Source organism: Commensalibacter nepenthis (assembly GCF_029953305.1).
Taxonomy (GTDB): domain Bacteria; phylum Pseudomonadota; class Alphaproteobacteria; order Acetobacterales; family Acetobacteraceae; genus Commensalibacter; species Commensalibacter nepenthis.
In genome coordinates this window covers 1184219-1208531 of the sequence record NZ_JASBAN010000001.1, presented here as the reverse complement: position 1 = coordinate 1208531, position 24313 = coordinate 1184219, and the positions used below count along the sequence as shown (strand labels likewise).

The window sequence follows — 24313 nt, the reverse complement described above, 5'->3', positions numbered from 1 at the left end:
ATAAAATAGTGAATTATTCCGCCTAGGTTTTCTAGGGATTTTAAATCTCAAAATCCATAATAGGTCTGAAATAAACGATATCTCCTTTTTTTAAACTACTTAGATTACGAGTAGTATTGGGTACCTGGGCTTCAATAGGATAGTCGCTGTCTTTGGGTTTTAATATAATTTTCGTCACGGCACCAAGAGGGCGAATATCCAGCGCTGTTGCTTCGAAATATCCAGCTTTTTCAATATGAATGCTGAGAATAACTTCATGTGGTCTGAATTGAAAATTTTGTTCACCCACTGAAAAATGATTGGTTTCGCCAAGAAAGTGATAAACAAAATCATTTTTTGGGGTGTCTAATATTTCTTTGGGTGAGCCAATTTGTTCAATAATTCCTTTGTTCATAATCACCACACGATCGGCGATCTCCATTGCTTCTTCTTGGTCATGGGTTACAAAAACGCTGGTCAATTGAATCTCATGATGCAAGTTCGATAACCATTGTCGCAGCTCTCTTCTGACTTTGGTGTCTAAGGCAGAAAAAGGTTCGTCCAATAGTAATACACTCGGATCGATTACCAAAGCCCGTGCCAATGCAACGCGCTGCTTTTGTCCGCCTGATAATTCGTCTGGATATCGATTTGCTAGATTACTCAGTTGAACCATATCTAATAGATGTTTTGCTTTTGCTGAAATATCCGAGGCGGATGGTCTTTCTTTTTTAGGTTTTACACGCAATCCAAAAGAAATATTTTCCAATACAGTCATATGTCGGAACAGAGCAAAATGTTGAAACATATATCCGATGCGACGCTCACGGATATCTTTGTTTGAAATATCTTGATCGTTAAAAAATATCTGACCAGAGCTGGGTTGTTCTAGCCCTGCGATAATACGTAAGAGGCTGGTTTTTCCACAGCCTGAAGGACCAAGCAAGGCAATGAGTTCGCCTTTACGAATATCTAAGTTGATATTTTGTAAAACGTGAAATTGATTAAAATATTTATTCAATTCTTTAATACGGATATTCATTTTATTGCCCTGTTTTGGAATTTATAGTAGTGATCTTGCGTTCGCACCATTGTCTTATAAATAAGACAATTATTGCCATCAATAACAAGATAATGGAGATGCTGAAGGCAGCAGTGGCGTTATATTCATTATATAAAATTTCTATTTGTAAAGGTAAGGTATTGGTTAGTCCTTCAATATGACCAGAAATAATCGATACAGCACCAAATTCTCCCATAGCTCTGGCTGTACACATCACCACACCATGCAATAAAGCCCAACGGATATTGGGAAAGGTCACTAACCAAAAAATCTGCCATCCACTGGCACCCAATAAACGTGCAGCTTCTTCTTCGATAGTTCCTTGTTCTTGCATCAAAGAAATCAGTGAACGAGCGACAAAAGGAAAGGTGACAAAAATGGTTGCAAGGACAATGCCTGGAACAGCGTAAATCACCTGTAAATTATACTCCATTAAAAAAGGGTATAAAATACTTTGTGAACCATAAAGTAATGTATAGATTAACCCCACAATGATTGGGGAAATAGAAAAAGGCAAATCGATCAAAGTAGTCAGTAAGCTTTTCCCAACAAAATCATATTTAGTAACACACCATGCAGCCATTACCCCAAAAATTACATTTAAAATAACAGAAACAATTGTTGCAAACAGAGTTAGTTTTAAAGCGGATAAAGCAATAGGATTGGCGAAAGTATGCCAAAAAAAACCTAAACCTTTGGAAAGCCCTTCGATTAAAATAACCGACAAAGGTGCTATAAAAATAACACCAAACACAATCCATGTGAGTGTCAAAAGAAATAATCTTTTGAATGCAGTTTGTTTATATCTTATTGGTGTCATGATGATTTCTTTTTAGAAAAAAAGGGCAACGATAAATGGGTAATAAACCAAATTAACCGATGGGGTTTAATCCAACGTTGAACGATAGTGATAAAAAATAGCAAACCAAAAGAAATAAGCAACATCAACAAACTGATGACAGTAGCCCCCGTATAGTCAAACTGATCTAATTTAGAGACAATCAAAATGGGTAAAATTTCAGTTTTATAAGGTATATTTGCAGCAATGAATACGACAGATCCATATTCCCCTAAACTGCGTGCCATTGCCAAAGAAAACCCTGTCAGCCAAGCGGGGAAAAGCATGGGGAAAATAATATATAAAAATGTTTGTAAAGGCGTTGCGCCCAATGTTTTAGCAGCTTCTTCGACAGAATAAGGAATATCGTTGATAATCGGTTCAAGCGTTCTGATGGTAAAAGGAATCGTAACGAATACCATAGCAATAATGATTCCAAGAGGCGTATAGGCAACCTTGAAAGGTAAAATAGAACCTAATAATCCATTGGGTGCATATAGAGTGGTTAGAGCAATACCAGCAATTGCTGTTGGCAACGCCAAAGGGAGATCAATCATTGAATCAATGATTTTTTTACCTGTGAAGGAGTAACGTGTCAGCATCCATGCTAAAAAAGCACCAAAAATTGAAGCCAACAAAGAAGCATAGAAAGAGGTATATAAAGAGAGTTTTAAAGCGCTTTGAAGTTGTCTATTACTTAGAATAGTAACGAGCTGGTCGAAATGAATATGACTGGCATATAAAAATAATGCAGCCAAAGGAAGTAAAACAATTAAGGAAAGCCAAGATAACGTATATCCTAAACTTAGCCAGAATCCTGGAATAACTGAATATCTAGAAGAAAACATTATGGTTCCTTAATTCAAAAAAGTTAGCGGTTAATTTCACTCATAATTTTGTCGAATATTTTATTATCCTTAAAAAATTTGTTATTTATTTGTTTCCATCCTTTAAACACTTTGTCAATAGGGATTAATTTCAAGTCATGAAATTTATTTTTATATTTTTCTGCAATTGTTGGGTTGCTGGGGCGATAATAATATTGCCCAGCCAAGTTTTGACCTTCGTCACTATATAAGTAATTTAAATATCCTTCTGCGACAGTACGAGTACCTTTTTTGTCAACTACAGAATCCACAATTGCTACTGGGGGTTCTGCTAAAATCGAAACGGAAGGTGTAATTAATTCATATTCGCCCGGCTTTGACTCGTTTAACGCCATATAGGCTTCATTTTCCCAAGAAATTAAGACATCTCCTAAGCCTCTTTGAATAAAGCTGAGGCTGGAAGATCGCGCGCCTGTATCTAAAATGGGGGCGTGTTGATACAGTTGCTTTACGAAATCATATGCTTTGTCTTCAGATCCATATTTTTCCAAAGCATACGCCCAAGCAGCTAGAAAATTCCAGCGTGCTACGCCAGATGTTTTGGGGTTAGGAGTCATCACTTGCACGCCAGGTTTAATTAAATCATCCCAATCATGAATATTTTTAGGATTCCCTTTGCGAACTAAAAAAACGATCGTTGAATAATAAGGGCAGCTATGATAAGGCAGCCTGTCTTGCCATTTTGGATTAATAAGCGGTTTGTATTTATTGAGTGCATCAATATCCCCTGACAACGCAAGGGTAACAACATCTCCTTGCATTCCATCAATGACGGATCGTGCTTGTTTTCCCGAAGGGCCATGGGACTCATAAACAACGACATTATCGCCTGTTTTTTCTTTCCAATATTTTTCAAATGCTTGATTATAGGCATGATAAAAGGCTCGTGTCGGATCGTATGACACGTTTAATAACGTCACTGTTTTGGCATGTATGGTTTGAAAAGATAAAGGTGCCACCATTAAAAAAGCAGCCAAAATTTTCCAAGCGCTAGAGTTGTTGCACGTCATAATGAGGGAACTGTCTGTTATAGGATATAAAAATAATAGTAGATATGTAATATCTTATATCTATTTTATCAAATTAAAAAGTGTTTTTATTAATATACTATTTTCTAAGGTTTATAATATTATTTGTAAATCTACAATAGTTTTTTATTATTCAATGAGATGTCATATCATATTTAAAGTTGTATCACGTGAAAATGTATTGTTTTTGTTTTGAATAATTTATAGAATTTTATTTCTATATTTATATTTTTCTATTTTGTTTTGGAAAGATATTTTTAAAATTATTTAGCAAGGGAAAAAATAATGACTGGGAGTATTATTGGACATTTCATTAACGGTGAGACTGTAAAAGATTCAACGCAAACACAAGACGTATATAATCCTTCTACAGGGGAAGTTAGCAAGCAAGTTTCATTGGCCTCTAAAGCAACAGTAGAGCAAGCCATTGCTGCGGCACAAAAAGCGTTTCCAGAGTGGAGAAATACGCCTCCTTTAAAACGTGCTCGAATCATGTTTCGTTTTAAAGAGTTGCTTGAACAAAATGCAGATAAAATTACCAAATTAATTGGTGAAGAACATGGAAAAATCATCCATGATGCCAGAGGTGAATTGCAAAGAGGGATTGAAGTCGTTGAATATGCTTGTGGTGCTCCTGAATTATTAAAAGGTGAATATACTAAAAATGTAGGAACCAATATTGATGCTTGGAGTGATTTTCAACCATTAGGTGTGGTTGCTGGGATTACGCCTTTTAATTTTCCAGCCATGGTGCCTTTATGGATGTTCCCAATGGCGATTGTATGTGGAAATACATTTGTTTTAAAACCCTCTGAAAGAGATCCCAGCTCTACTCTATTTATTGCCGAACTTTTGCATGAAGCAGGATTACCCAAAGGGGTGATGAATGTGGTCAACGGTGGCAAAGAAGCTGTTGATACATTGTTACATGATTCAAGAGTGCAAGCCATTAGTTTTGTAGGTTCTACACCGATTGCAGAATATATTTATAAAACAGCTGCGGCGAATGGTAAGCGTTGCCAAGCATTGGGTGGGGCAAAAAATCATGCAATCATTATGCCTGATGCAGATTTAGATAATGTGGTTAGCTCTTTATTAGGAGCAGCATTTGGATCGTCTGGTGAACGTTGTATGGCGTTATCAGTTGCCGTGACCATTGGTGATGAAATGGCTGATAAGCTTATTCAAGAATTAACCCAAGCAATGAAAAAATTAAAGCTGGGTGCATATTCTGAAATGAGCAATGATTTTGGTCCAGTGATTACCAAACAGCATAAAGATAAAATTATTGGTCACATTACTAGCGCAGAGCAACAAGGAGCAAAAATTATTGTTGATGGACGTTATACTCAGGTAAGTGGGTATGAAAATGGCTTTTATGTTGGGGCAACCTTAATCGATTACGTTAAACCCGATATGGATAGTTATAAAGCGGAAATATTTGGACCTGTTTTACAAGTTATTCGCGTGAAAACAATGGAAGAAGCTATGAAATTGATTAACGATCATGAATATGGCAATGGTACTTGTATTTATACTAGGGACGGTGAGGCAGCTCGTTATTTCTGCGACAATATTTTGGTTGGAATGGTTGGTGTGAATATTCCTTTACCTGTACCTGTGGCTTATCATAGTTTTGGTGGGTGGAAACGGTCTTTATTTGGTGATTTACACATTTATGGACCAGATGGGGTGCGTTTTTATACAAGACGTAAAACTGTGACACAACGTTGGCCATCTTCTGGAGGCAGAGAAGGTGTTCAATTCTCTATGCCAACAATGTAATTCAGTATAAAAAAGCCTTACAAAATAGTGTAAGGCTTTTTTATAATCGTTACTGTGCGTTTTGGCTAGGTTTGATAATTGGCGGTAATTTGATAGGAATAGCAAGTAATAGATAATTAGGTTCACGTAAATCTTTTCCTTGATGAAAACCCGCTAATCTCTCCCATTGTCCTGCCACCACGTAAACTATATTATTTTGAACAGCAATACCGTCAGGCCAATCAATTCTTGGGTCTCTGGCAATTAAATCCATGTGACCATCAGGCCAACGTCGCCAAATACTATTATGTTCTCCATTGGTGGTATAAATACGATCCTGAGGATCGCTTGCGAGTCCATCGGCAAATCCTTTTTCGCCTAAATCTGTAACATTTTTTGAAAGAGTTTCTTCGTTAGCTTGAAAGTCAGAAAGAATAGCGGTGGGAATGGAGTATAAACGCCGACTGGTTAATGGAGCATAATAAAGCGTTTTAGAGTCATTGCTCAGTGTAATCCCATCAGCTCCTCCAACAGGAAAAGAAGGATGTTGCGGATTATATAACCTTGGTTTTCCAGCTAAATAAGCAACAAATTTTTTTTCAGGTTGCGTTGATACATGATTCGCAAGAACTCTGCGTTGCTTGCCAGTGGCAAGATCAACAACGACAAGGGCTGGAGAGGTGCCAAAAGAAGAATCCGTAATATAAGCGGTTCCTTTTTCTCCATGGGTTAAATCAACACGTAAGTCATTGAGATGGCTATCTTGTAATAATGTCGGTGCATGAATAGGAATAGACGCGATTACTGTATGAGTATGAGTATGAATATCAAAACCAACGATTTTGGCAGCGCCCTCAGGAATGCCGATAATGTCAGCGCGTTTACCATCATCAATTACCCATAAGTTATTTTTACTGTCCAATGTAATTCCATGAACAGAGATTAAACGATCTTTCAAAGGAAGATCAGAGGGAAGACTCATTCGATTATCAGGAAAAGGAACTCTTTTTCCATCGATAATTTCTGCGAGCGTAGCATCTTTATGATTTTGTGCATGTCGAGGAAAGCTGACGAATAATCGTTTGTCAGGCGTTATGGCAACGCCTGAAGGACCTGGATCAGTAAATTGATCTAGAACCTCTATATTTCCTGCGGGAATAGCAGAAGGATCGCCAGTATCACCTAAAGGGGCAGCAGAACAAAAATTACTGGTTTGTAAAAGCATCAGCAAAGTTGCAGTTAAAACAATTTTCTTCATGCGCTTCCCTTTAATAATCAAGAATGTTATGTCATATTTTAACAGTTTACTATTAGGACGAAAATAAATAATATTCTCTTTTTTGTTTGAGGTTGAATCGATTAAATTTCAAAATAAAAATTACCATTAGGTCACTATATTATGATAATTTTCCAAGTAAAAAACAAATATTTCTTTGTTATGAATGAATGGCAGACAAAGGTTAAAAATAATAGTTTTAGATTCTAATCTTGTTTTTATCACGTGTAAGAATTGTTCGGGTTGTTTACAGATTTTGTTTAAAATAACCATCTAAGACCTCATAGGGTGTTTTTCCTTGAATGCCTTTATGGGGTTTAACAGTGTTATAATAATGAATAAATCGTTTCAACTTTAACTTTCGATCCTGAGCATTGACGAACAATTCACGCTCATGCCACATTTCCATGAGTGTGCGAATGACGCGCTCTGCTTTGCCATTGGTTCGAGGGCAAGCTGGCTTGGTAAATTTCTGGTTAATCCGATTGGTATAACAAGATTTAACAAACAGATGTTCAAGCGTTCCTTGGTATTCTCTGCCATTGTCAGAGTAAACACATTCGATCGTATAAGGGCATTGAACCTGCACATCGTCTTGTAGGAACTGAGCTGCACTAAACTGAGATTTATCGTTGTAAATCCCAACATAGAGTTCTCGAGAAAAATCATCAATACCTACAAAAAGATACTCCCGAGTTTGCTGTTTAGTCTCGACATGCACCATCTCCCTAGGATAAGATTTGTTATATTTTTTGGCTTGCCGTCTGAGGTTGTCCTCAAGTGTTTTTTCAATCTTAGCAAGGCGTTTAATGCCATATTTGATCGTTTTATAACGCTCATTCGTGCGGACATCGGCAAAAATAATTGCAACCGAGCACGCCTTAATACAGCATAAATCGTAGACCTGCTGACCATAAAACGCTTAGCCAGATCCGTTACCGTGACTTTCTCTTGATGATGTAACCGCCATATCTCTTCTCGATGATACAGTGTAAGCTTCGTTTTCCTATGCATGTTCATTACAGTAATATTCCATATCACTGTAAACAACGCGATCAATTCCTACACCTTCCAAAATATCTTCGGATTAAATAATACACTTCCTTGCTAACTCGCTCATTTTATAGCAAAATACAACCCAATTTCAAATTTGCGATAAGACTGTTTTTATTAAATAGAGATAAAAATGAAAATATTAATTCCCGATGATTATCAAAACGCATCATTACAATTAAATTGCATAAAAAAATTATATCAACATGAAATTTTAGTGTTAGGTAATCTTCAAGAAGAGGAAAATCTAGCAGAACAAATTAAAGACATAGAAGCGATAATATTAATCCGTGAAAGAACAATTATTAATCAAGACCTTCTTAAAAAATGCCTAATTTAAAATTAATATGTCAAACAGGTCCTGTTGGCAAACATATAGATTTGGATGTTTGCAAAAAATTAAATATCACAATATTAGAAGGTGGTGGCGACCCAACATCTGCAGCGGAACTCACGTGGTTATTAATTATGGCAGCCAATCGAAAATTATATGAATCAATAGAATCAATGAAAAATGGATTATGGCAAACTGTAACTGGAAGACAAATTAAAGATAAACGGATTGGCATTCTAGGATTTGGAAAAATAGGTAAATTGGTTGCAAAATATGCAAGCTCTTTTGATACAGAAGTTGTCGTTTGTGGTAGTGAAGGTGCTAAACAAGAATCATTGTTAAATGGATATAAATTTTTATCCAGTCGGGATGAATTTTTTCGAACATGCGATATTATTTCTGTCCATTTACGTTTAAGTAATAACACAAGGGAGAGTATCACTTTTAATGATTTATCAAAAATGAAAGAAAATGCTATCTTTGTTAATACATCTAGATCACAATTATTAGAAAAAAATTCTATTCAAAAATTACTTAAAATTAACAAATCTATTGCATTTGTATTAGATGTTTTTGATGATGAACCTGTTTATCATAGTAACCTTCTTTTTTCTAAGAACATTTTATGTACTCCACACATCGGATATGTCACTCAAGAAAATTTGGAAAATTATTTCAACTGTGCAATAGAGAATTTGTTACAATATTGCAAACCACTACATTCCTAATCCTCTCCCTCTGGTTTTGTCGCAAAGTTTAAATTTTACTAAAATTTTAGTAAAATTTAAACTTTGCGACAAAACCGTTTACTCTGACAATGGCAGAGAATACCAAGGAATGCTTGAACATCTGTTTGTTAAATCTTGTTATACCAATCGGATTAACCAGAAATTTACCAAGCCAGCTTGCCCTCAAACCAATGGCAAAGCAGAGCGCGTCATTCGCACACTCATGGAAATGTGGCATGAAAGAGAGGTATTCGATAATGCTCAAGATCGAAAGTTAAAGTTGAAAAGTTTTATAAATTATTATGACACTGTTAAACCCCATAAAGGCATTCAAGGAAAAACACCCTATGAGGTCTTAGATGATTATTTTAAACAAAATCTGTAAATAACCAGAACAATTCCTACAAATTTAGAGTAAAGAAAGTTATCCCAAAGAATGACTGTTTTCAGTCTTTCCATACAGCTAGAAAAACACTCAAAGGATATGAAGCTATACTCTGGATTCAAAAAGGACTGAGATTTAAAGGAAAATGGACAATCAATGAGCAAATCAATCTCATTCAAAATATCTTCGGCTTAAATAATATACCCGTCTAAATTAGCTAGCTTTATAGATAATTACAACTTCATTCAATATTTGCGACAAGACCAATAAAAGAATGTACTCAACCAAAATCATTCTTTATTTTTATTCTTCATATACTATACTCTTTTAAGCATTCCATAATAAACAAAGTTATTTCTATGTCACAAATGTCATTTCATTCTCCTATAGGGGAACTCAGTATTGCCGAAGATAATGGATTTATCGTTTCTGTTGATTGGGGTTGGGGTAGTATTCAAGAAGAAACACCCTTACTAATTAAGGTAAAGAAACAATTTGATGCTTATTTTGATGGTCAGTTAAAACAGTTTGATTTACCTGTTCGCCCTTTTGGCACCAACTATCAATTAAAAGTTTGGCAAGCTTTGCAAGCCATTCCCTATGGCGAAACCCGTTCTTATCAAGATCTTGTCAAAATTGCTGGTGGCAGTCCCAGATCCATTGGCGGAGCCAATGGTGCCAATCCTCTTCCTTTGATTATTCCATGCCACAGAGTGATTGGTAAAAATGGTCTTGGAGGCTATTCAGGTGGAGAAGGTCTTGAAACAAAAGAATATCTATTAAATATGGAACACCTCTTTAAATAAACATAAAAAAAGCCAGCGTTTAATTATAAAAGCTGGCTTTTAACTTATTTGTCCAAGATTATGTATTCATCGCATCAAAGAAATCTTGATTATTCTTGCTATATTTTAATTTATCAAGCAAGAAATCCATTGCATCCATTGTTCCCATCGGAGCCAAGATACGACGTAATACCCAGATTTTGGAAAGGCTAGCACGATCCACAAGTAACTCTTCTTTACGAGTGCCACTCTTGGTAATATCAATCGCAGGGAAAGTACGTTTATCAGCTAATTTGCGATCCAAGATTAATTCAGCGTTACCTGTGCCTTTGAATTCTTCAAAAATCACTTCGTCCATACGACTTCCTGTATCAATCAATGCCGTCGCAATAATGGTTAAAGAACCACCCTCTTCAATATTACGAGCTGCACCAAAGAAGCGTTTTGGACGTTGCAAGGCATTAGCATCCACACCACCTGTCAATACTTTACCAGATGATGGCACGACCGTGTTATAAGCACGAGCTAGACGCGTAATCGAATCTAATAAAATCACCACATCCCGTTTATGCTCAACCAAGCGTTTGGCTTTTTCTAATACCATTTCGGCAACTTGCACGTGACGGTTGGCTGGCTCATCAAATGTAGAGGAAACCACCTCGCCCTTTACAGAGCGAATCATATCAGTCACTTCTTCTGGGCGTTCGTCAATCAATAGAACGATCAATACTGCTTCTGGATGGTTAGTCGCAATCGCAGTCGCAATATTTTGCAACATGACGGTTTTACCCGTTCTGGGAGGGGCAACAACCAAAGCACGCTGTCCCTTACCTATTGGGGTAACCAAATCAATCACACGATGGGTAAAATCTTTGCTGGGGTTTTTGCCTTCCATCAAAGAGGGGATTTCCATTTGTAAACGCTCATTAGGAAATAACGGTGTTAAGTCATCAAAGTTAATACGATGACGAACAGCTTCTGGATCTTGGAAATTAATAGAATCTACTTTTAACAAAGAGAAATACCGTTCACCTTCTTTAGGCGCACGAATTTCCCCCGAGATTGTATCCCCAGTCCTTAGGCTAAACCGTCTTAACTGAGCAGGAGAGACATAAATATCATCAGGTCCTGGCAAATAATTAGATTCGGGGGAACGTAAATACCCAAACCCATCAGGAAGAATTTCCAATGTGCCTTCCCCATAAATTGCTTGATTATTATCTGCAAATTTTTTGAGGATTGCAAACATCATATCTTGCTTGCGCAGCGAAGATGCATTCTCAATCTCTAAACTCTCTGCATATGCAAGAAGTTCTGCGGGAGATTGAGCCTTAAGGTCGGCAAGTTGCATTGATAGCTCTAATTATAGAAAAACTCATGAATGAAAAAGGAAATATCGCTCAAACACCATAAAACTATATAGATTGAATGAACAGCGATTTTTATTTTAGACTAAGTGTTAAAATTAAAAATACATAATTCCATACGAGAGGGATATTTAGATATAAATATCTAAACTATTGCTAAAAAATACTTTTATTTTTTTTGAATGTCAAGCGGTTTTTATCAAGCGATATCAGGGTTTATATGCCAAAAAATTTCCAACCCATTCACCTTGCTATTCATATAATTTAGACTAACTTTGTAATTAATGGTATATTAAAAGATTAAATTACAAAACACGATGAATTTTTAAGTTATCTTTGAGGAGAACAACGTGAGGCGAGAATCTGACCTGCCTTTAAATAGCTTGCGTCAAGGACCTGATGACCATGGTCGCTTTGGCATTTTTGGTGGTATTTTTGTTTCAGAAACATTAATTCCTTTGATCCTTGAACTACAACAAGCTTATGCAGACATTCAAAAGGATCCGACCTTTCAAAAGGAATTAAATTACTATTTGAAACATTATGTTGGAAGACCCAGCCCATTATGGCTTGCACAAAGATTAACTGACGCTGGTCAGGGCGCTAAAATTTATCTTAAACGTGAAGATTTAAATCATACGGGCGCACATAAAATCAATAATGTGATGGGACAGATTTTATTGGCACGTCGTATGGGTAAAACACGTATTATTGCGGAAACTGGTGCTGGACAACATGGTGTCGCAACAGCAACGGTTTGTGCATTGTTTAATATGGAATGTGTTATTTATATGGGGGCTGTTGATATTGAACGCCAAAAACCCAACGTATTTCGCATGAAATTATTAGGAGCAAAAGTCGTCTCTGTGACCTCAGGAAATAGTACATTAAAAGATGCTATTAACGAAGGAATGCGTGACTGGGTTACAAATGTTCATAATAGCTATTACCTCATGGGAACCGTTGCGGGTCCTCACCCTTATCCCGCCATGGTGCGAGATTTCCAATGTGTGATCGGCAATGAAACCAAAGATCAAATTTTAGAAGCCGAAGGCAAATTGCCCAACAAAATTATTGCTGCCATTGGTGGTGGATCAAACGCAATCGGTATCTTTCACCCTTTCCTTGATGATTCTTCTGTTGAATTAATTGGCGTAGAAGCAGGTGGCATGGGTCTGGATAGTGGCGAAACAGCTGCTTCCATTGAGCGTGGCTCTCCTGGTGTATTGCATGGCAATCGTACTTATTTGCTACAAGATGAAGATGGGCAAATCATTGAACCCTATAGCATCAGTGCTGGTTTAGATTACCCTGGTGTTGGACCAGAGCATTCTTGGTTAAATGATATTAAACGCGTTGAATATGTCGCCATCAATGATGATGAAGCCATTGATGCGTTTCAACTATGCACAACCAAAGAAGGCATTATCCCTGCGTTGGAAAGTTCTCATGCTATTGCTCATGCGTTAAAAATTGCCCCATCCATGTCAAAAGAGGATATTATCATTATTAATCTTTCAGGGCGTGGCGATAAAGATATTGACAGTGTCGCTAAATATTTAAAGGTGGAATTGTGAGCCGTATTGCAGAATGTTTTGCCGCGTTAAAACAACAAAAACGTGGTGCTTTTATCCCTTATCTAGAGGCAAATGATCCGAACTATCAAACTTCTTTAGAAATCCTAAAGGCACTGCCCAAAGCAGGTGCAGATCTGATTGAAGTTGGGATGCCATTCAGTGATCCTATGGCTGATGGTCCCACGGTGCAAGCCGCTGCTATTCGGGCTTTACAAGCGGGTGCAACGATGCAAAAAACGTTGCAACTGGTTACAGAATTTAGAAATAATAATCAACACACTCCGATTATTTTAATGGGATACACAAACCCTGTTGAATATTATGGTTATGAAAAATTCTGTCACGATGCTGCCAAAGCTGGGGTTGATGGTTTGATTATTGTGGATATGCCTCCAGAAGAAATTGATAATATCAAACCTTATGCCATTGAACATGGAATTGATATTATTTATCTGGTTGCACCAACAACGTCTGCTGATCGTTTGAAAATGGTGTTAAAAGAAGCCTCTGGATTTATTTATTACGTTAGTATCACAGGGATTACAGGCACGAGCACAGCAACTAACGATAGTTTACAAAAAGCAATTCCAATGATCAGAGAAGCTTCCAGTTTACCAATTGCAATTGGTTTTGGGCTGTCTACCCCTGAACATACAGCAAATGCAGTAAAAATCGCTGATGCTGCTGTTGTTGGGTCTGCTTTGTTAAAAACGCTGACCTCTACTTTGGATCAACATAATCAACCAACAAAAGATACCGTTACCAAAGTTATTGAACATGCAAGATCGCTTGCCCAAGGCACACATAGCGTTCTGAAATAACCATATACTATTAAAATATTTTATTAAACTTAAAGGTTTATCTTATGAGCTGGCTTACCGAATATGTCCGACCTAAAATCCAAGGGTTTTTAAAAAAAGAAGTTCCTGATAATGTCTGGAAAAACTGTGATTCTTGTGGTCAAATGTTATTAATCAAAGATTTAGAAAAAAATCTGAATATTTGCCCGCATTGCAATCATCATATGCGTGCCTCTGTGACACAACGCTTTGATTGGACGTTTGATCCTAATTCTTACACACGCCTTGATCTGCCTAAAGCACCTGTTGATCCTTTGCAATTCAAAGACAAAAAGAAATATGCAGATCGTTTAAAAGAAAACAAAACCAAATCACAGATTGATGAATCCATTGCAGTGGCACATGGAACCATCGAAGGACAAAAGACAGTTGTCGCTGTAATGGCTTTTGAATTTATGGCTGGCACAATGGGGGCTGCATTTGGTGAAGGCTTTATCGCTGCTGCACGTTTGGCCTTAGCGCAAAAAACACCTTTAGTTGTTTTCACAGCTTCTGGTGGTGCAAGAATGCAAGAAGGTATGCTCAGTTTAATGCAAATGCCACGCACTGTTATTGCCGTGGAAATGCTTAAAGAAGCACAAATCCCGTATATTGTTGTCTTTACAGACCCAACAACAGGGGGTGTTACCGCATCTTTTGCAATGCTGGGTGATATTCATATTGCTGAACCGAACGCGTTAATTGGGTTTGCAGGCCCTCGCGTTATTGAAAATACGGTGCATGAAAAATTACCAGAAGGTTTCCAACGCTCGGAATATTTATTAGAACATGGCATGGTTGATCTTGTCGCCAGCAGAAAAGAGCTGCGCCCTGCTTTGGCTAAAATACTCAGATTATTATCCAATACCACTCAGTCTTCTGAAAAAGTTGCATAATTGATGTCTTCTCCTTCCTCTCCTATCTTGACAGAATTTTCAGGACGCTCAGGTGAAATCCTAGAGCGTCTGAACAAGCTCTATCCTGCTCTCATTGATCTTTCACTGGATCGATTGATAAGATTACTAAATGATCTTGGAAATCCAGAACTTCATATGCCTCCTATTATCCACGTTGCTGGAACCAATGGAAAAGGCAGCACTTGTGCTTTTTTGAGAGCAATAGGAGAAGAAGCTGGATTAAAAGTTCATGTTTCCACATCCCCTCATCTTGTTGATGTGACAGAGCGTTTCCGTATTGCTGGACAGTTGGTCAGCGAAGAAGAACTTTCTGAGACTCTCATTGAAATTGAACGGATTAATCAACAACAACCAATCACTGTTTTTGAAGTATTAACAGCTGCTGCTTTTGTATTATTCGCCAAACATCCTGCTGACCTAGCAATTATCGAGGTCGGTTTAGGTGGGCGTTTTGATGCAACCAATATCATTACCCCAATGGTCAGCGTCATTACGTCTATTTCAATGGATCATGAAGCATTCTTGGGCGATAATTTGGCAAAAATTGCCACTGAAAAAGCTGGCATTATCAAAGCTAATATTCCTGTGGTTGTAGATCAACAAGATCCAGAGGCACTGGCCGTTATCAAAGAAACCGCCATTACATTAAACGCCCCTTATTTTATTAAAGATCAAGAATGGAGCGTTACACCTACAGCCAACCAACTGATATACAAAGATGCAAAAGGGACTTTGGAGTTGCCATTGCCTAGCCTTTTGGGGCAACATCAATTCCGCAATGCTGGTTTAGCTATTGCCGCATTAAGAAATAGCAAACTCCCTATTCCTGACCAAGCTTATCAAGGTATCGCCAAAGCAGTCTGGCCTGCCAGACTGCAACAACTTCATGGAAAATTAACTGAATTGATCTCTCCTGATAGTGAGATTTGGTTAGATGGAGGTCATAATCCTGATGCTGGAAAAATACTGGCACAATTAATTCAGGATAAATGGCAAGATAAGCCATTACATCTGATTGTTGGAATGAAAGACAACAAAAATGTCCGTGAATATCTTACCCCGCTCATTCCTTTAAGCACGTCTATTCAAGCTGTTGTTGAACCAGATCAGCATTTGGCTATGCCCATTTCTGAAATTATAAAAGCATCTGATAACCTTGCTACATCAGGAGGAACAGTCAAAGACGCATTAATGCGTATCCAAAGCACACAACCCGTTAGAGTCCTCATATGTGGCAGTTTATATTTGGCTGGCTGTGTTCTAAAACAGGGCAACAAATAAATTTGCGACACGACCCGAAAATATCATATAGTAAACCATAGTTTTTATTTTACTAAAGAGTTTACAACATGACAAATATATGGATGCACATCGGTGCTGGATCGTTTCATCGTGCTCATCAAGCTTGGTATTTACACCGTTTATTAAAAGAAGTTGTAACAGATCAATGGAAAATTGCTATTGGTGGTATTCGTGATGATGTTGTGCCTCTTTTAACGGCTCTTGCTCAACAAAAAAATGAATATATCTTGGAAACCGTTACCCCCCAAGGTGTGCGTAATTACGAAAAAATTACTTCTATTGCTAAAGTTCTACATTGGGATGAAAAAATGACCAATCTTATTGAACAAGGCGCAAAAACAGAAACAAAAATTATTGGATTTACCGTCACCGAAGGTGGCTATTATTTAGATACAAGCCATAATTTAGACCCCAATAGTCCTGATATTCAAAGCGAATTAAATGGTAAAATTTGTACTATTTATGGTGCATTACGTGCTATTCTCAAAGAACGTATTAAACAAAATGGCAATCCTGTTACCTTGTTAAGCTGTGATAATTTACGCCATAATGGGGATCGTTTCCGCCACGGGTTCCTTCAATTCCTTGAACTTTGCAAAGATCAAGAATTAGCTGAATGGGTCAAGAAAAACACCACGTCTCCTAATGATATGGTGGATCGTATTGTTCCTCGTCCAGCTGCTGATCTAGCACCACGTATTAAAAAAGAAACAGGCGTTGATGACAAAGCCCCAGTGATGGGTGAAGCATTTATTCAATGGGTTATTGAAGACAACTTTATTGATGGTCGCCCTGCACTTGAAAAAGTTGGGGCAGAAATGGTTGAAGATGTTCAACCCTATGAAGAAGCAAAAATTCGTATTTTAAATGCTAGCCATAGCTGTATTGCTTGGGCAGGCACATTGGTTGGATTGTCTTATATTCATGAAGGCACCCAAACCCCTGAAATTAAACAACTAGCATGGAATTATGTAACTGAAGATGTTATTCCATGTTTGACACCATGCCCATTGGATTTAGAACAATATAGAGATGTTGTTCTTGATCGTTTCAGCAATCCAAATATTCAAGATACTAACCAACGTGTTGCAGCTGATGGATTGTCCAAACTTCCTGGTTTTATTACTCCAACATTGGTTGAATGTTATGAACGTGGCGTTGAACCAAAAGCAACTGCTGTGCTTCCTGCTTTATTTTATGTATTCCTAGAAGAATGGCATAAAGGAAATATCCCTTATGAATATCAAGATGGTATTTTAGATGCCAAAGCAATGCATGCAATGCTTGATGGTGCAGATCCAGTTGCACAATTTGCAGGCGATAAAGCATTATTTGGCAGCCTTGCTGGGAAAAGCGAATTTGTTTCTTTGATGCGTCAAACCATCGAAAATATAAGAGACTGGAAAAATAACTTTAAAAAATAATTTATAAAGCTCGCAAGGCAACACGCAACTCGTGTTGCCTTTTTTATATTTTTTGCTCACGTCTTATCAACCTTCTTACCTCTCAAGAGCATCCTATGAATTCACAAAAACTCTTATTCGGCTTTATGCCTATCCCCTTAGTATGGGGTTACATTGCTATTGCTATTTTTATGGCTGGTGATGGCTTTGAAATGGCTTTCTTGTCTAAATATATTACCAATATGGGCTTTTCCCAAGAACAAGCAACTTTTGTTTTTACGGTTTATGCCTTTGTCGCTGCGATTGCCGCATGGAGCTCTGGGGTCATTGCAGAAGTCATCACACCTCAAAAATCGATGTTTGCAGGCTTTGCCATTTGGGTTGTTTTCCATGTTTTATTCATGACAATGGGTATAGGCATGCATAATTATCTATTGATGGTTATTTTTTATGGATTACGTGGGTTTGGATATCCTCTTTTTATCTATTCTTTTATTATTTTATTAATTCATAACCTTCCTCAAAATAAGATTTCTACTGCTATGGGATGGTTTTGGGCTGCTTATTCTGTAGGGCTAGGTACAATTGGTGGATTACTACCTGGATATACTAATTCAACAATTGGCGAACATGGTACTTTATGGCTAGCATTAATTTGGGTTGGTGTTGGTGGATTACTTGCTTTATTTACACTCAGAAAAGTTAAAATTTCTGAAGAAAAAGCAAATCTATCTGCCTCAGAAAAAATTCACGAGCTTACTCGTGCCATAACAATTTTATTTACCAATAAATATATTTTTATGTCTGCCTTAATCCGAATTATTAATACTATTCCTTTGTTTGGGGTCGCCATTATTATGCCTTGGTTCCTAGAAGGAGACCCAGAACATAATCTTGCAGGTCTGGGTTTTGTAAACGAAGAATGGCAACAAATTTGGGCTCTGTTCTTAACCATTACGATCTTCACCAACGTGTTATGGGGAATTATGGGCGATCATATTGGTTGGCTAAAACAAGTTCGCTGGGTTGGATGTATTTGCGGTGTATTTTCTTGTTTAGCATTCTATTATGTCCCTCTTTATTTTGGTCACAATTTTTATGCTGCTATGATCCCCGCAGTCATGCTTGGAATTACTGTTGCTGCCTTTGTGCCAATGACCGCAGTATTTACCGCCCTTGAACCTAATCACCAAGGTGCTGCAGTATCTATTTATAACCTTTCTGCTTCTCTTAGCCAAAGCGTTGCCGCAGTAATAGCTGGCGCTGTTATTGGATTTGGAGGAATTAAAGGCGTTCTTTGGGCATATGCAGCCCTTTATATCTTCGCAGCAATATTGACTTATTTCATCAAAGTCGATCAACCAAAAATAGTAAAAACTGTTAAGAATTAATATAAAAACCTCCTTAACTGGAGGTTTTTTTAGTCAATCCATAGGCGAATAAGGGATAATAAATAAATTGTCACAATATTTATCTTTGCATCCAAAGTATTTAATTTCCTCGCCTTTTTTCCAATATGCTGTTGCTCCACCATTGATTGAAAAATCCCATTTTTCTCGGTTATACAATAATTTTCCAGTAATATCACACTGGGTTTGGGAATAATAATGATAAGGACTAATAGAATAATTGATACTTAACCTAAAAAAATGAACGATTTGCGCTTTGGTTAATTTCCATTTCCGACATTCTTTTGCTTCATTTTTATCATTCAAATTTTTGAGATTCAACCGAACCGAATTAATTTTGAGTATGTTTATTTGATCCGTTGCAAGCAACTTCCCCTCAAAATATTCTTCTTTAGCCTGCACCTGTGCATTAAATACATATAAAAATAACAATATTATAAAAGAATGAATGGAGATTTTTTCATTTGTTACACTATTCATAATTACAAATACTCTATGTCGTGCAAATCATATTATAGATCGAAGATAACACCTATTTAAAATAATTATTTCTATCATTTACTATAAAATCTCTTGTCTTTTTATTTTTTTCCACGGTAAACAGGAAGTAATGATTTCAAGGAGACTATTCATGAATAAATATGCGTTATATTTAGCTTCAATAATAACAATGTCCTGTCTTTCCTTTGCTCACGCAAAAGAGAGTGACCCACTTTTTATTAAACAAGACAAATATGACTCTTGGATTTTATCAGAATATTACAATTCCGTATCCTTAAACAATGTAACACAAACATCACCTGTCACAGTAGAGTTCAAACCTTACGGATATTCCCTCTCTATTAATATCACTTTGGATCAAAAGGAAAAAGATTTTCCTGCTACAATCGAATTCGATGTCGGTGATTTTACGACGGAACTAAAAAGAATAAATCAAAGTAACGGATATAGTACAACTCTAGACCCTATGCCTAGTTTGACGTTAATTAATAGCCTTAAAGAAAACAAAATGATTGTTCTTTATTTAAGTAATGATAAAACCGTCAATATTCCTTTGAATGGTATCAATAATGCAATGAATACAATGGAGAATTTTGCAAAAGATCATTACATCCCATTACCACAGCCATTTTCTTCTAAAATAGATGTATATGCAACGATGTCTATTCCCAGCATCATTCCTTTTGATTTATATCCTATCTTCCGTCAACAAAGTTATTTCCACGATATTTGTAAAGAAAAAGATAAAAAGAAAAACAAAGATCAAAATAAGCAAGAGGCGTGTAAAAAGGATGAAATCCTAACCAATATTTTAAAAGAAAAAGGACTTTGTTCAAAAGAAAACGTTCAACTCCCACAAAGCTTTATGCAAAATTCCAATGTGTCCTATGAATGGATGGAATGCCCCAAAAATTAGGATTTATTCAAGAGTGTAAAGTAACTAATTACACTCTTTTTTTTAGGGTATCTAAACTAACCAACCCATTTGGCAAACTGTTTTAAATCAACATTCCCACCACTAAGAATAACTCCAACTTTTTTACCTTCAATTGGAAGATTTTTTTTCATAACAGCAGCTGCAGCCAAACATCCTGTTGGTTCAACAATCATTTTCATACGTTCAGCAAAAAAAAGCATCATGGATATTAATTCTTTATCTGAAACATGAACAATATCTTCAACTAAATTCTGAATAATGGGAAAAGTATATTGCCCTAGATGTGTGGTTGCTGCACCATCAGCAATGGTTTTTGGAGCAGGAATGGTGACAATTTCACCCTTACGCAAAGATTGCTGCCCGTCATTTCCAGCTTCTGGTTCAACACCAAAGACTTTAATATTTGGTAACAAATGCTTAGCTGATAATAATGATCCAGCTAATAACCCACCCCCACCCAAGGGAACAAATAAATAATCCAAACTCCCAACTTCTTCTATTAATTCTTTAGCAGCAGTTCCTTGCCCTACAATAACATCAGGATAATCGTAAGGAGGTATTAATGTTAACCCTTGTTCTTTGGATAGTTGTTGAGCAATGACTTCTCTATCTTCTGAATAGCGATCATATAAATAAATTTCTGCACCATATCCTTTGGTTGCTGCCATTTTAATTTCTGGTGCATCTTTGGGCATAATAATTAATGCTTTGCACTGATGTAATTGACTGGCATAGGCAATGGCTTGGGCATGATTACCAGAAGAAAAAGTAATTACTCCTGCTTTACGTTGTTCATCGGTTAAACAGGCAATTGCATTAAAAGCACCTCTGAATTTAAACGCTCCAACATGCTGATAATTCTCACATTTAAAATAAAGTTGTGCTTTGGTTAATTCATTTGCTGTCCTTGATGTAAAAACAGGTGTTTTTATGGCTTTACCTTCTAAGCGAAAAGCCGCAGATTCAACATCTTTATAGGTTACAGACATATCCATTCTATCCTCTTAAAAGGGTTTTACAATAACCATAATCACAATAATTATCATTAAAATTGTCGGAATTTCATTCATATAGCGATAGAATTTCTCTGAATGCTTATTTTGATTTTTGAAAAATTGTTTACGCCAACGGGAACAAGCCCCATGAAAACCAAATAAAAGAATTACAGAAATAATTTTGATAGACCACCATCCAGAATGAAAATCTACAACACCTGGTATACAAGCTAACAAAATACCAAAAATGAATGTACAAATCATCGCTGGATTAATAATCACACGCTGTAATTTGCGCTCCATAGTTTTAAATCGCTCACTTTCTTCAGAGCCAATTTTGGTTTGACAATGATATACAAATAATCTGGGTAAATAAAACTGCCCAGCCATCCACGCAATCATTGCAATAATATGAAACGCTTTAAACCATAAATAATAAGGAGCGATTACAGCAAACATAATAAACCTTTATCTCTTTTGACTATGTAGAACTTCTTTGATAAAATCTGATGCCTCATGAAGCGTTTCAACACGAATTAAACCGCGATAATCTGGTGCTGGTTTATTTAGATCTCTTAGTAAAATACAAGCCATACCCGCATCATAAGCCGCCTTTAATCCTGTATCAGAATCTTCAACGACAATACAATCTTCTGGATTTACGCCCTCTTGTTCTGCAGCATATAAATATAAATCGGGAAAAGGTTTTGGACGTTCTACATCACAACCTGAATGTGTGCGATGGCTTTCGAACCAATGTGTTAATCGAGATGTTTTAAATTTAACAATCATCTCTTCTTGTGAAGAATTAGAACCAATTCGATAAGGAATACCAATATCTTTTAACATTTGTAAAATTGTTTCAACCCCGTCCATAGGATGAATATCGTTATACATTGCCTCTACAATTTGATCATGCGCATGTTGTCGCCAATGAAGCGGTAAAGGCGTCGTCACATGTTTTTCAATTTCTTTTTCAATATCAACCAATTGAACACCACTAAATAATTCTCTGGCTTCTGGACCTGTGATATTCCAACCATATTTTCTGGCTTCTTTCCCTAAAACTTCACCAACAACATGCTCGCTTTCGACCAAAACACCATCACAATCAAAAATAACCAATTTTAATTGTCCATTAGGATGAATTGCTTTAGGAGCTTGCAAAATTGCTTTTTTAATATCTTCTCTCATTTTTAATCCTTTTTTAAATTACGAACGGTATTGACCAATTCATACACATGCTCCACAGGAGTAGTCGGAAGAACACCATGTCCTAAATTAAGAATATGAGGTCTGTTTTTTAATTCAATGCATAAATTATGAATTTCTTGTTTCATCATATTGGGATTATGTAACAAACATAATGGATCAAGATTGCCTTGAAAACCAATTTCTGATCCGATGATTTTATTTAACAAAGAAATATCCGCTGTTTGATCGATCCCTATTGTTTGTAATCCTGTTCCATCAAGATAGGATTGTAGTTTACTGCCTGCTAATCTTGGAAAGCCAATAATAGGAATATGAGGATATTTATTTTTGACAATATTAACAATTTGACGCGTGGGTTGAATAACATATTTATCAAACAAATTGACTGGTAATAATCCCCCCCAACTATCAAATAATTTGACAGCTTCAGCCCCTGCTTCAATTTGACGACATAAATAATTAGCCGTTGTTTGGACAAGCAAATCAATAATTTTGTCAAACAAAGATGGATTTTCATACATCATCTTAAACACAGTGGCAAAATCTTTGGAACTTCCCCCTTCAACCATATAACAAGCAACCGTAAAAGGAGAGCCAGTAAACCCTATTAACGTTACAGATTGTGCTGGTGCAGTTCCAATAGTCTCTGGACTATTGACAATTTTATTTAATCGTCGAATAGCTTCAAGGACAGGTTCTGTTTTTTCAATAGCTTGTTGAGGATTCAATTTTTGTAAATCTTGTTCTGATTGAATAGAAGGTAAAACAGGACCTTTTCCTTCAACGAATTTTAAATCTTGTCCCAAAGCCCAGGGTAAAATTAAAATATCTGAAAATAAAATAGCAGCATCAAATGCAAAACGTCGAATAGGTTGTAATGTAATTTCTACAGCAATATCAGGAGTCAAACAACGTGTTAAGAAATCTGCTTGCTGTCGTAAAAGTCTAAATTCTGGTAAATATCTTCCTGCTTGTCGCATTAACCAAACCGGTGGAGGCCATACAGATTGACCATTTAATACTATTAATAATTTTTTATTTATCGACAACATGAAAGAATTTTTCCATTCAGTTTTTATGTTTGTTTTGTTCTGTTTTCAGAGTTTATCAAAAGTTCTTCCTTTTTACATTCCCTTTAAAATAAAAAGAAAATTTAAATTTTATAGTGTTTGTTTATTGTTCCCTGTGAGTACTGTGGTACCCAGCTTTCAAAAAATGTACCCCATTTTTATCACAGAGTGTACAGTTTTTAATATATTGTTTTTATTAAACAAAATAGAGTTATCCAGATATTATCACCCTACCCCTGTGTACAACTCACTGAATTTAAAAAAGAGAGTACAATCCCCAGTACTCGGTACCCTTGTCATTATACTGTCGTACAATCCCCATGTACCTCAGTGTACCACAGGTAAAAATACAAGTTATAATTTTCTATAAAATTGTAAGAATCGATAAGTGATATTTTTAAAAAGAGAGATTCTTGGATTTGGATATTATTAAAATGATGAATCAATGAAAGATATATATTTATCGATTTTTGAAGATAAAATGGTAATAATTATTCAAAGCTTATAAAATTTAAGATTTTTTATCGAAAAAGATAATGGGTATTGATTTTTTATTATTTACTGTTTATACCTCTTTGGGAATGGGGTCATAGCTCAGTTGGGAGAGCGTCTGGATGGCATTCAGAAGGCCAGGGGTTCGATTCCCCTTGACTCCACCATT

Annotated in this window: 25 protein-coding genes and 1 tRNA gene; 13 read left to right on the top strand and 13 right to left on the bottom strand. The window is 36.4% G+C overall.

All coding sequences use genetic code 11. The features are described 5' to 3' along the window. Positions 1–40 precede the first annotated feature (40 nt). The 4 genes from QJV33_RS05575 to QJV33_RS05560 are packed head-to-tail and all read right to left on the bottom strand — an operon-like array spanning position 41 to position 3777. A complete protein-coding gene (locus QJV33_RS05575) occupies positions 41–1021 on the bottom strand; it encodes a sulfate/molybdate ABC transporter ATP-binding protein (protein ID WP_281462386.1) in 981 nt (326 codons plus the stop codon). A gap of 1 nt (position 1022) precedes the next feature. Further along, positions 1023–1862 (bottom strand): sulfate ABC transporter permease subunit CysW, encoded by an 840-nt coding sequence (cysW, locus tag QJV33_RS05570; protein WP_281462385.1) that lies wholly within the window; start codon positions 1860–1862, stop codon positions 1023–1025. Further along, positions 1859–2728, bottom strand: a complete 870-nt coding sequence (gene cysT, locus QJV33_RS05565) for a sulfate ABC transporter permease subunit CysT (RefSeq protein ID WP_281462384.1) — start codon at positions 2726–2728, stop codon at positions 1859–1861. Before cysT ends, cysW begins: the two co-directional genes overlap by 4 nt. 23 nt (positions 2729–2751) lie before the next feature. Further along, positions 2752–3777 (bottom strand): sulfate ABC transporter substrate-binding protein, encoded by a 1026-nt coding sequence (locus tag QJV33_RS05560; protein ID WP_281462383.1) that lies wholly within the window; start codon positions 3775–3777, stop codon positions 2752–2754. Positions 3778–4080: 303 nt separating this feature from the next. Here QJV33_RS05560 and QJV33_RS05555 point away from each other — a divergent pair, with 303 nt between their 5' ends. Beyond that, positions 4081–5580, top strand: a complete 1500-nt coding sequence (locus QJV33_RS05555; protein WP_281462382.1) for a CoA-acylating methylmalonate-semialdehyde dehydrogenase — start codon at positions 4081–4083, stop codon at positions 5578–5580. Positions 5581–5629: 49 nt separating this feature from the next. On the opposite strand, the gene QJV33_RS05550 is transcribed toward QJV33_RS05555, so the two are convergent. The 3 genes from QJV33_RS05550 to QJV33_RS12015 form a co-directional block, all read right to left on the bottom strand. Next, positions 5630–6817 carry an L-dopachrome tautomerase-related protein gene (locus QJV33_RS05550; RefSeq protein WP_281462381.1) on the bottom strand — a complete coding sequence of 396 codons (1188 nt, stop codon included), beginning with the start codon at positions 6815–6817 and terminating at the stop codon, positions 5630–5632. Between the two features lie 265 nt (positions 6818–7082). Then, on the bottom strand, positions 7083–7559 hold the full coding sequence (locus QJV33_RS05545; protein ID WP_281462380.1) for an integrase core domain-containing protein: 477 nt from the start codon (positions 7557–7559) through the stop codon (positions 7083–7085). After that, positions 7511–7849 carry a helix-turn-helix domain-containing protein gene (locus tag QJV33_RS12015; RefSeq protein ID WP_408869667.1) on the bottom strand — a complete coding sequence of 113 codons (339 nt, stop codon included), beginning with the start codon at positions 7847–7849 and terminating at the stop codon, positions 7511–7513. Before QJV33_RS12015 ends, QJV33_RS05545 begins: the two co-directional genes overlap by 49 nt. Positions 7850–8021: 172 nt before the next feature. Between QJV33_RS12015 and QJV33_RS05540 the strand changes: the two genes are divergently transcribed. The 4 genes from QJV33_RS05540 (at position 8022) to QJV33_RS05525 (ending at position 10141) form a co-directional block, all read left to right on the top strand. Further along, positions 8022–8228 carry a Rossmann-fold NAD(P)-binding domain-containing protein gene (locus tag QJV33_RS05540; RefSeq protein ID WP_281462379.1) on the top strand — a complete coding sequence of 69 codons (207 nt, stop codon included), beginning with the start codon at positions 8022–8024 and terminating at the stop codon, positions 8226–8228. Then, entirely contained in the window at positions 8216–8950 is a 735-nt protein-coding gene (locus QJV33_RS05535) for an NAD(P)-dependent oxidoreductase (RefSeq protein WP_281462378.1), read from the top strand. Before QJV33_RS05540 ends, QJV33_RS05535 begins: the two co-directional genes overlap by 13 nt. Positions 8951–9059: 109 nt before the next feature. Continuing rightward, the gene (locus tag QJV33_RS05530) at positions 9060–9335 is read left to right on the top strand and encodes an integrase core domain-containing protein (protein ID WP_281462377.1); all 276 of its coding nucleotides are present in this window, start codon (positions 9060–9062) and stop codon (positions 9333–9335) included. 359 nt (positions 9336–9694) lie between these two features. Further along, a complete protein-coding gene (locus QJV33_RS05525; RefSeq protein WP_281462376.1) occupies positions 9695–10141 on the top strand; it encodes a methylated-DNA--[protein]-cysteine S-methyltransferase in 447 nt (148 codons plus the stop codon). A 58-nt stretch (positions 10142–10199) separates the two neighbouring features. Here QJV33_RS05525 and rho read toward each other — a convergent pair whose 3' ends face one another. Further along, positions 10200–11471, bottom strand: coding sequence for a transcription termination factor Rho (rho, locus tag QJV33_RS05520; protein ID WP_281462375.1), 1272 nt, complete (start codon positions 11469–11471; stop codon positions 10200–10202). A gap of 366 nt (positions 11472–11837) precedes the next feature. On the opposite strand from rho, the gene trpB reads away from it, so the two are divergent. From trpB to QJV33_RS05490, 6 genes are all read left to right on the top strand, one after another. Continuing rightward, positions 11838–13064 carry a tryptophan synthase subunit beta gene (gene trpB, locus QJV33_RS05515; protein WP_281462374.1) on the top strand — a complete coding sequence of 409 codons (1227 nt, stop codon included), beginning with the start codon at positions 11838–11840 and terminating at the stop codon, positions 13062–13064. Beyond that, positions 13061–13885 (top strand): tryptophan synthase subunit alpha, encoded by an 825-nt coding sequence (gene trpA, locus QJV33_RS05510; protein WP_281462373.1) that lies wholly within the window; start codon positions 13061–13063, stop codon positions 13883–13885. Before trpB ends, trpA begins: the two co-directional genes overlap by 4 nt. 44 nt (positions 13886–13929) lie before the next feature. Continuing rightward, positions 13930–14799 (top strand): acetyl-CoA carboxylase, carboxyltransferase subunit beta, encoded by an 870-nt coding sequence (accD, locus tag QJV33_RS05505; RefSeq protein ID WP_281462372.1) that lies wholly within the window; start codon positions 13930–13932, stop codon positions 14797–14799. A gap of 3 nt (positions 14800–14802) precedes the next feature. After that, on the top strand, positions 14803–16101 hold the full coding sequence (locus QJV33_RS05500) for a bifunctional folylpolyglutamate synthase/dihydrofolate synthase (RefSeq protein WP_281462371.1): 1299 nt from the start codon (positions 14803–14805) through the stop codon (positions 16099–16101). A 68-nt stretch (positions 16102–16169) separates the two neighbouring features. Further along, positions 16170–17546 carry a D-arabinitol 4-dehydrogenase gene (gene dalD / locus QJV33_RS05495; RefSeq protein WP_281462370.1) on the top strand — a complete coding sequence of 459 codons (1377 nt, stop codon included), beginning with the start codon at positions 16170–16172 and terminating at the stop codon, positions 17544–17546. A 95-nt stretch (positions 17547–17641) separates the two neighbouring features. Next, positions 17642–18916, top strand: coding sequence for an MFS transporter (locus QJV33_RS05490; protein ID WP_281462369.1), 1275 nt, complete (start codon positions 17642–17644; stop codon positions 18914–18916). 33 nt (positions 18917–18949) lie between these two features. On the opposite strand, the gene QJV33_RS05485 is transcribed toward QJV33_RS05490, so the two are convergent. Further along, positions 18950–19414 (bottom strand): hypothetical protein, encoded by a 465-nt coding sequence (locus QJV33_RS05485; protein ID WP_281462368.1) that lies wholly within the window; start codon positions 19412–19414, stop codon positions 18950–18952. A gap of 151 nt (positions 19415–19565) precedes the next feature. Between QJV33_RS05485 and QJV33_RS05480 the strand changes: the two genes are divergently transcribed. Continuing rightward, positions 19566–20351 (top strand): hypothetical protein, encoded by a 786-nt coding sequence (locus tag QJV33_RS05480; RefSeq protein WP_281462367.1) that lies wholly within the window; start codon positions 19566–19568, stop codon positions 20349–20351. Between the two features lie 56 nt (positions 20352–20407). Here QJV33_RS05480 and QJV33_RS05475 read toward each other — a convergent pair whose 3' ends face one another. Genes QJV33_RS05475 through hemE form a run of 4 tightly spaced genes read right to left on the bottom strand, consistent with a single transcriptional unit; the run spans position 20408 to position 23634 of the window. Next, a complete protein-coding gene (locus tag QJV33_RS05475) occupies positions 20408–21367 on the bottom strand; it encodes a threo-3-hydroxy-L-aspartate ammonia-lyase (RefSeq protein WP_281462366.1) in 960 nt (319 codons plus the stop codon). Between the two features lie 9 nt (positions 21368–21376). After that, positions 21377–21826 (bottom strand): protoporphyrinogen oxidase HemJ, encoded by a 450-nt coding sequence (hemJ, locus tag QJV33_RS05470; RefSeq protein WP_281462365.1) that lies wholly within the window; start codon positions 21824–21826, stop codon positions 21377–21379. Between the two features lie 9 nt (positions 21827–21835). Continuing rightward, positions 21836–22561, bottom strand: coding sequence for an HAD family hydrolase (locus QJV33_RS05465; protein ID WP_281462364.1), 726 nt, complete (start codon positions 22559–22561; stop codon positions 21836–21838). A gap of 2 nt (positions 22562–22563) precedes the next feature. Further along, positions 22564–23634, bottom strand: coding sequence for a uroporphyrinogen decarboxylase (gene hemE / locus QJV33_RS05460; protein WP_281462363.1), 1071 nt, complete (start codon positions 23632–23634; stop codon positions 22564–22566). 601 nt (positions 23635–24235) lie between these two features. Here hemE and QJV33_RS05455 point away from each other — a divergent pair. Beyond that, a tRNA-Ala gene (locus tag QJV33_RS05455) sits at positions 24236–24311 on the top strand. Positions 24312–24313: the final 2 nt, after the last annotated feature.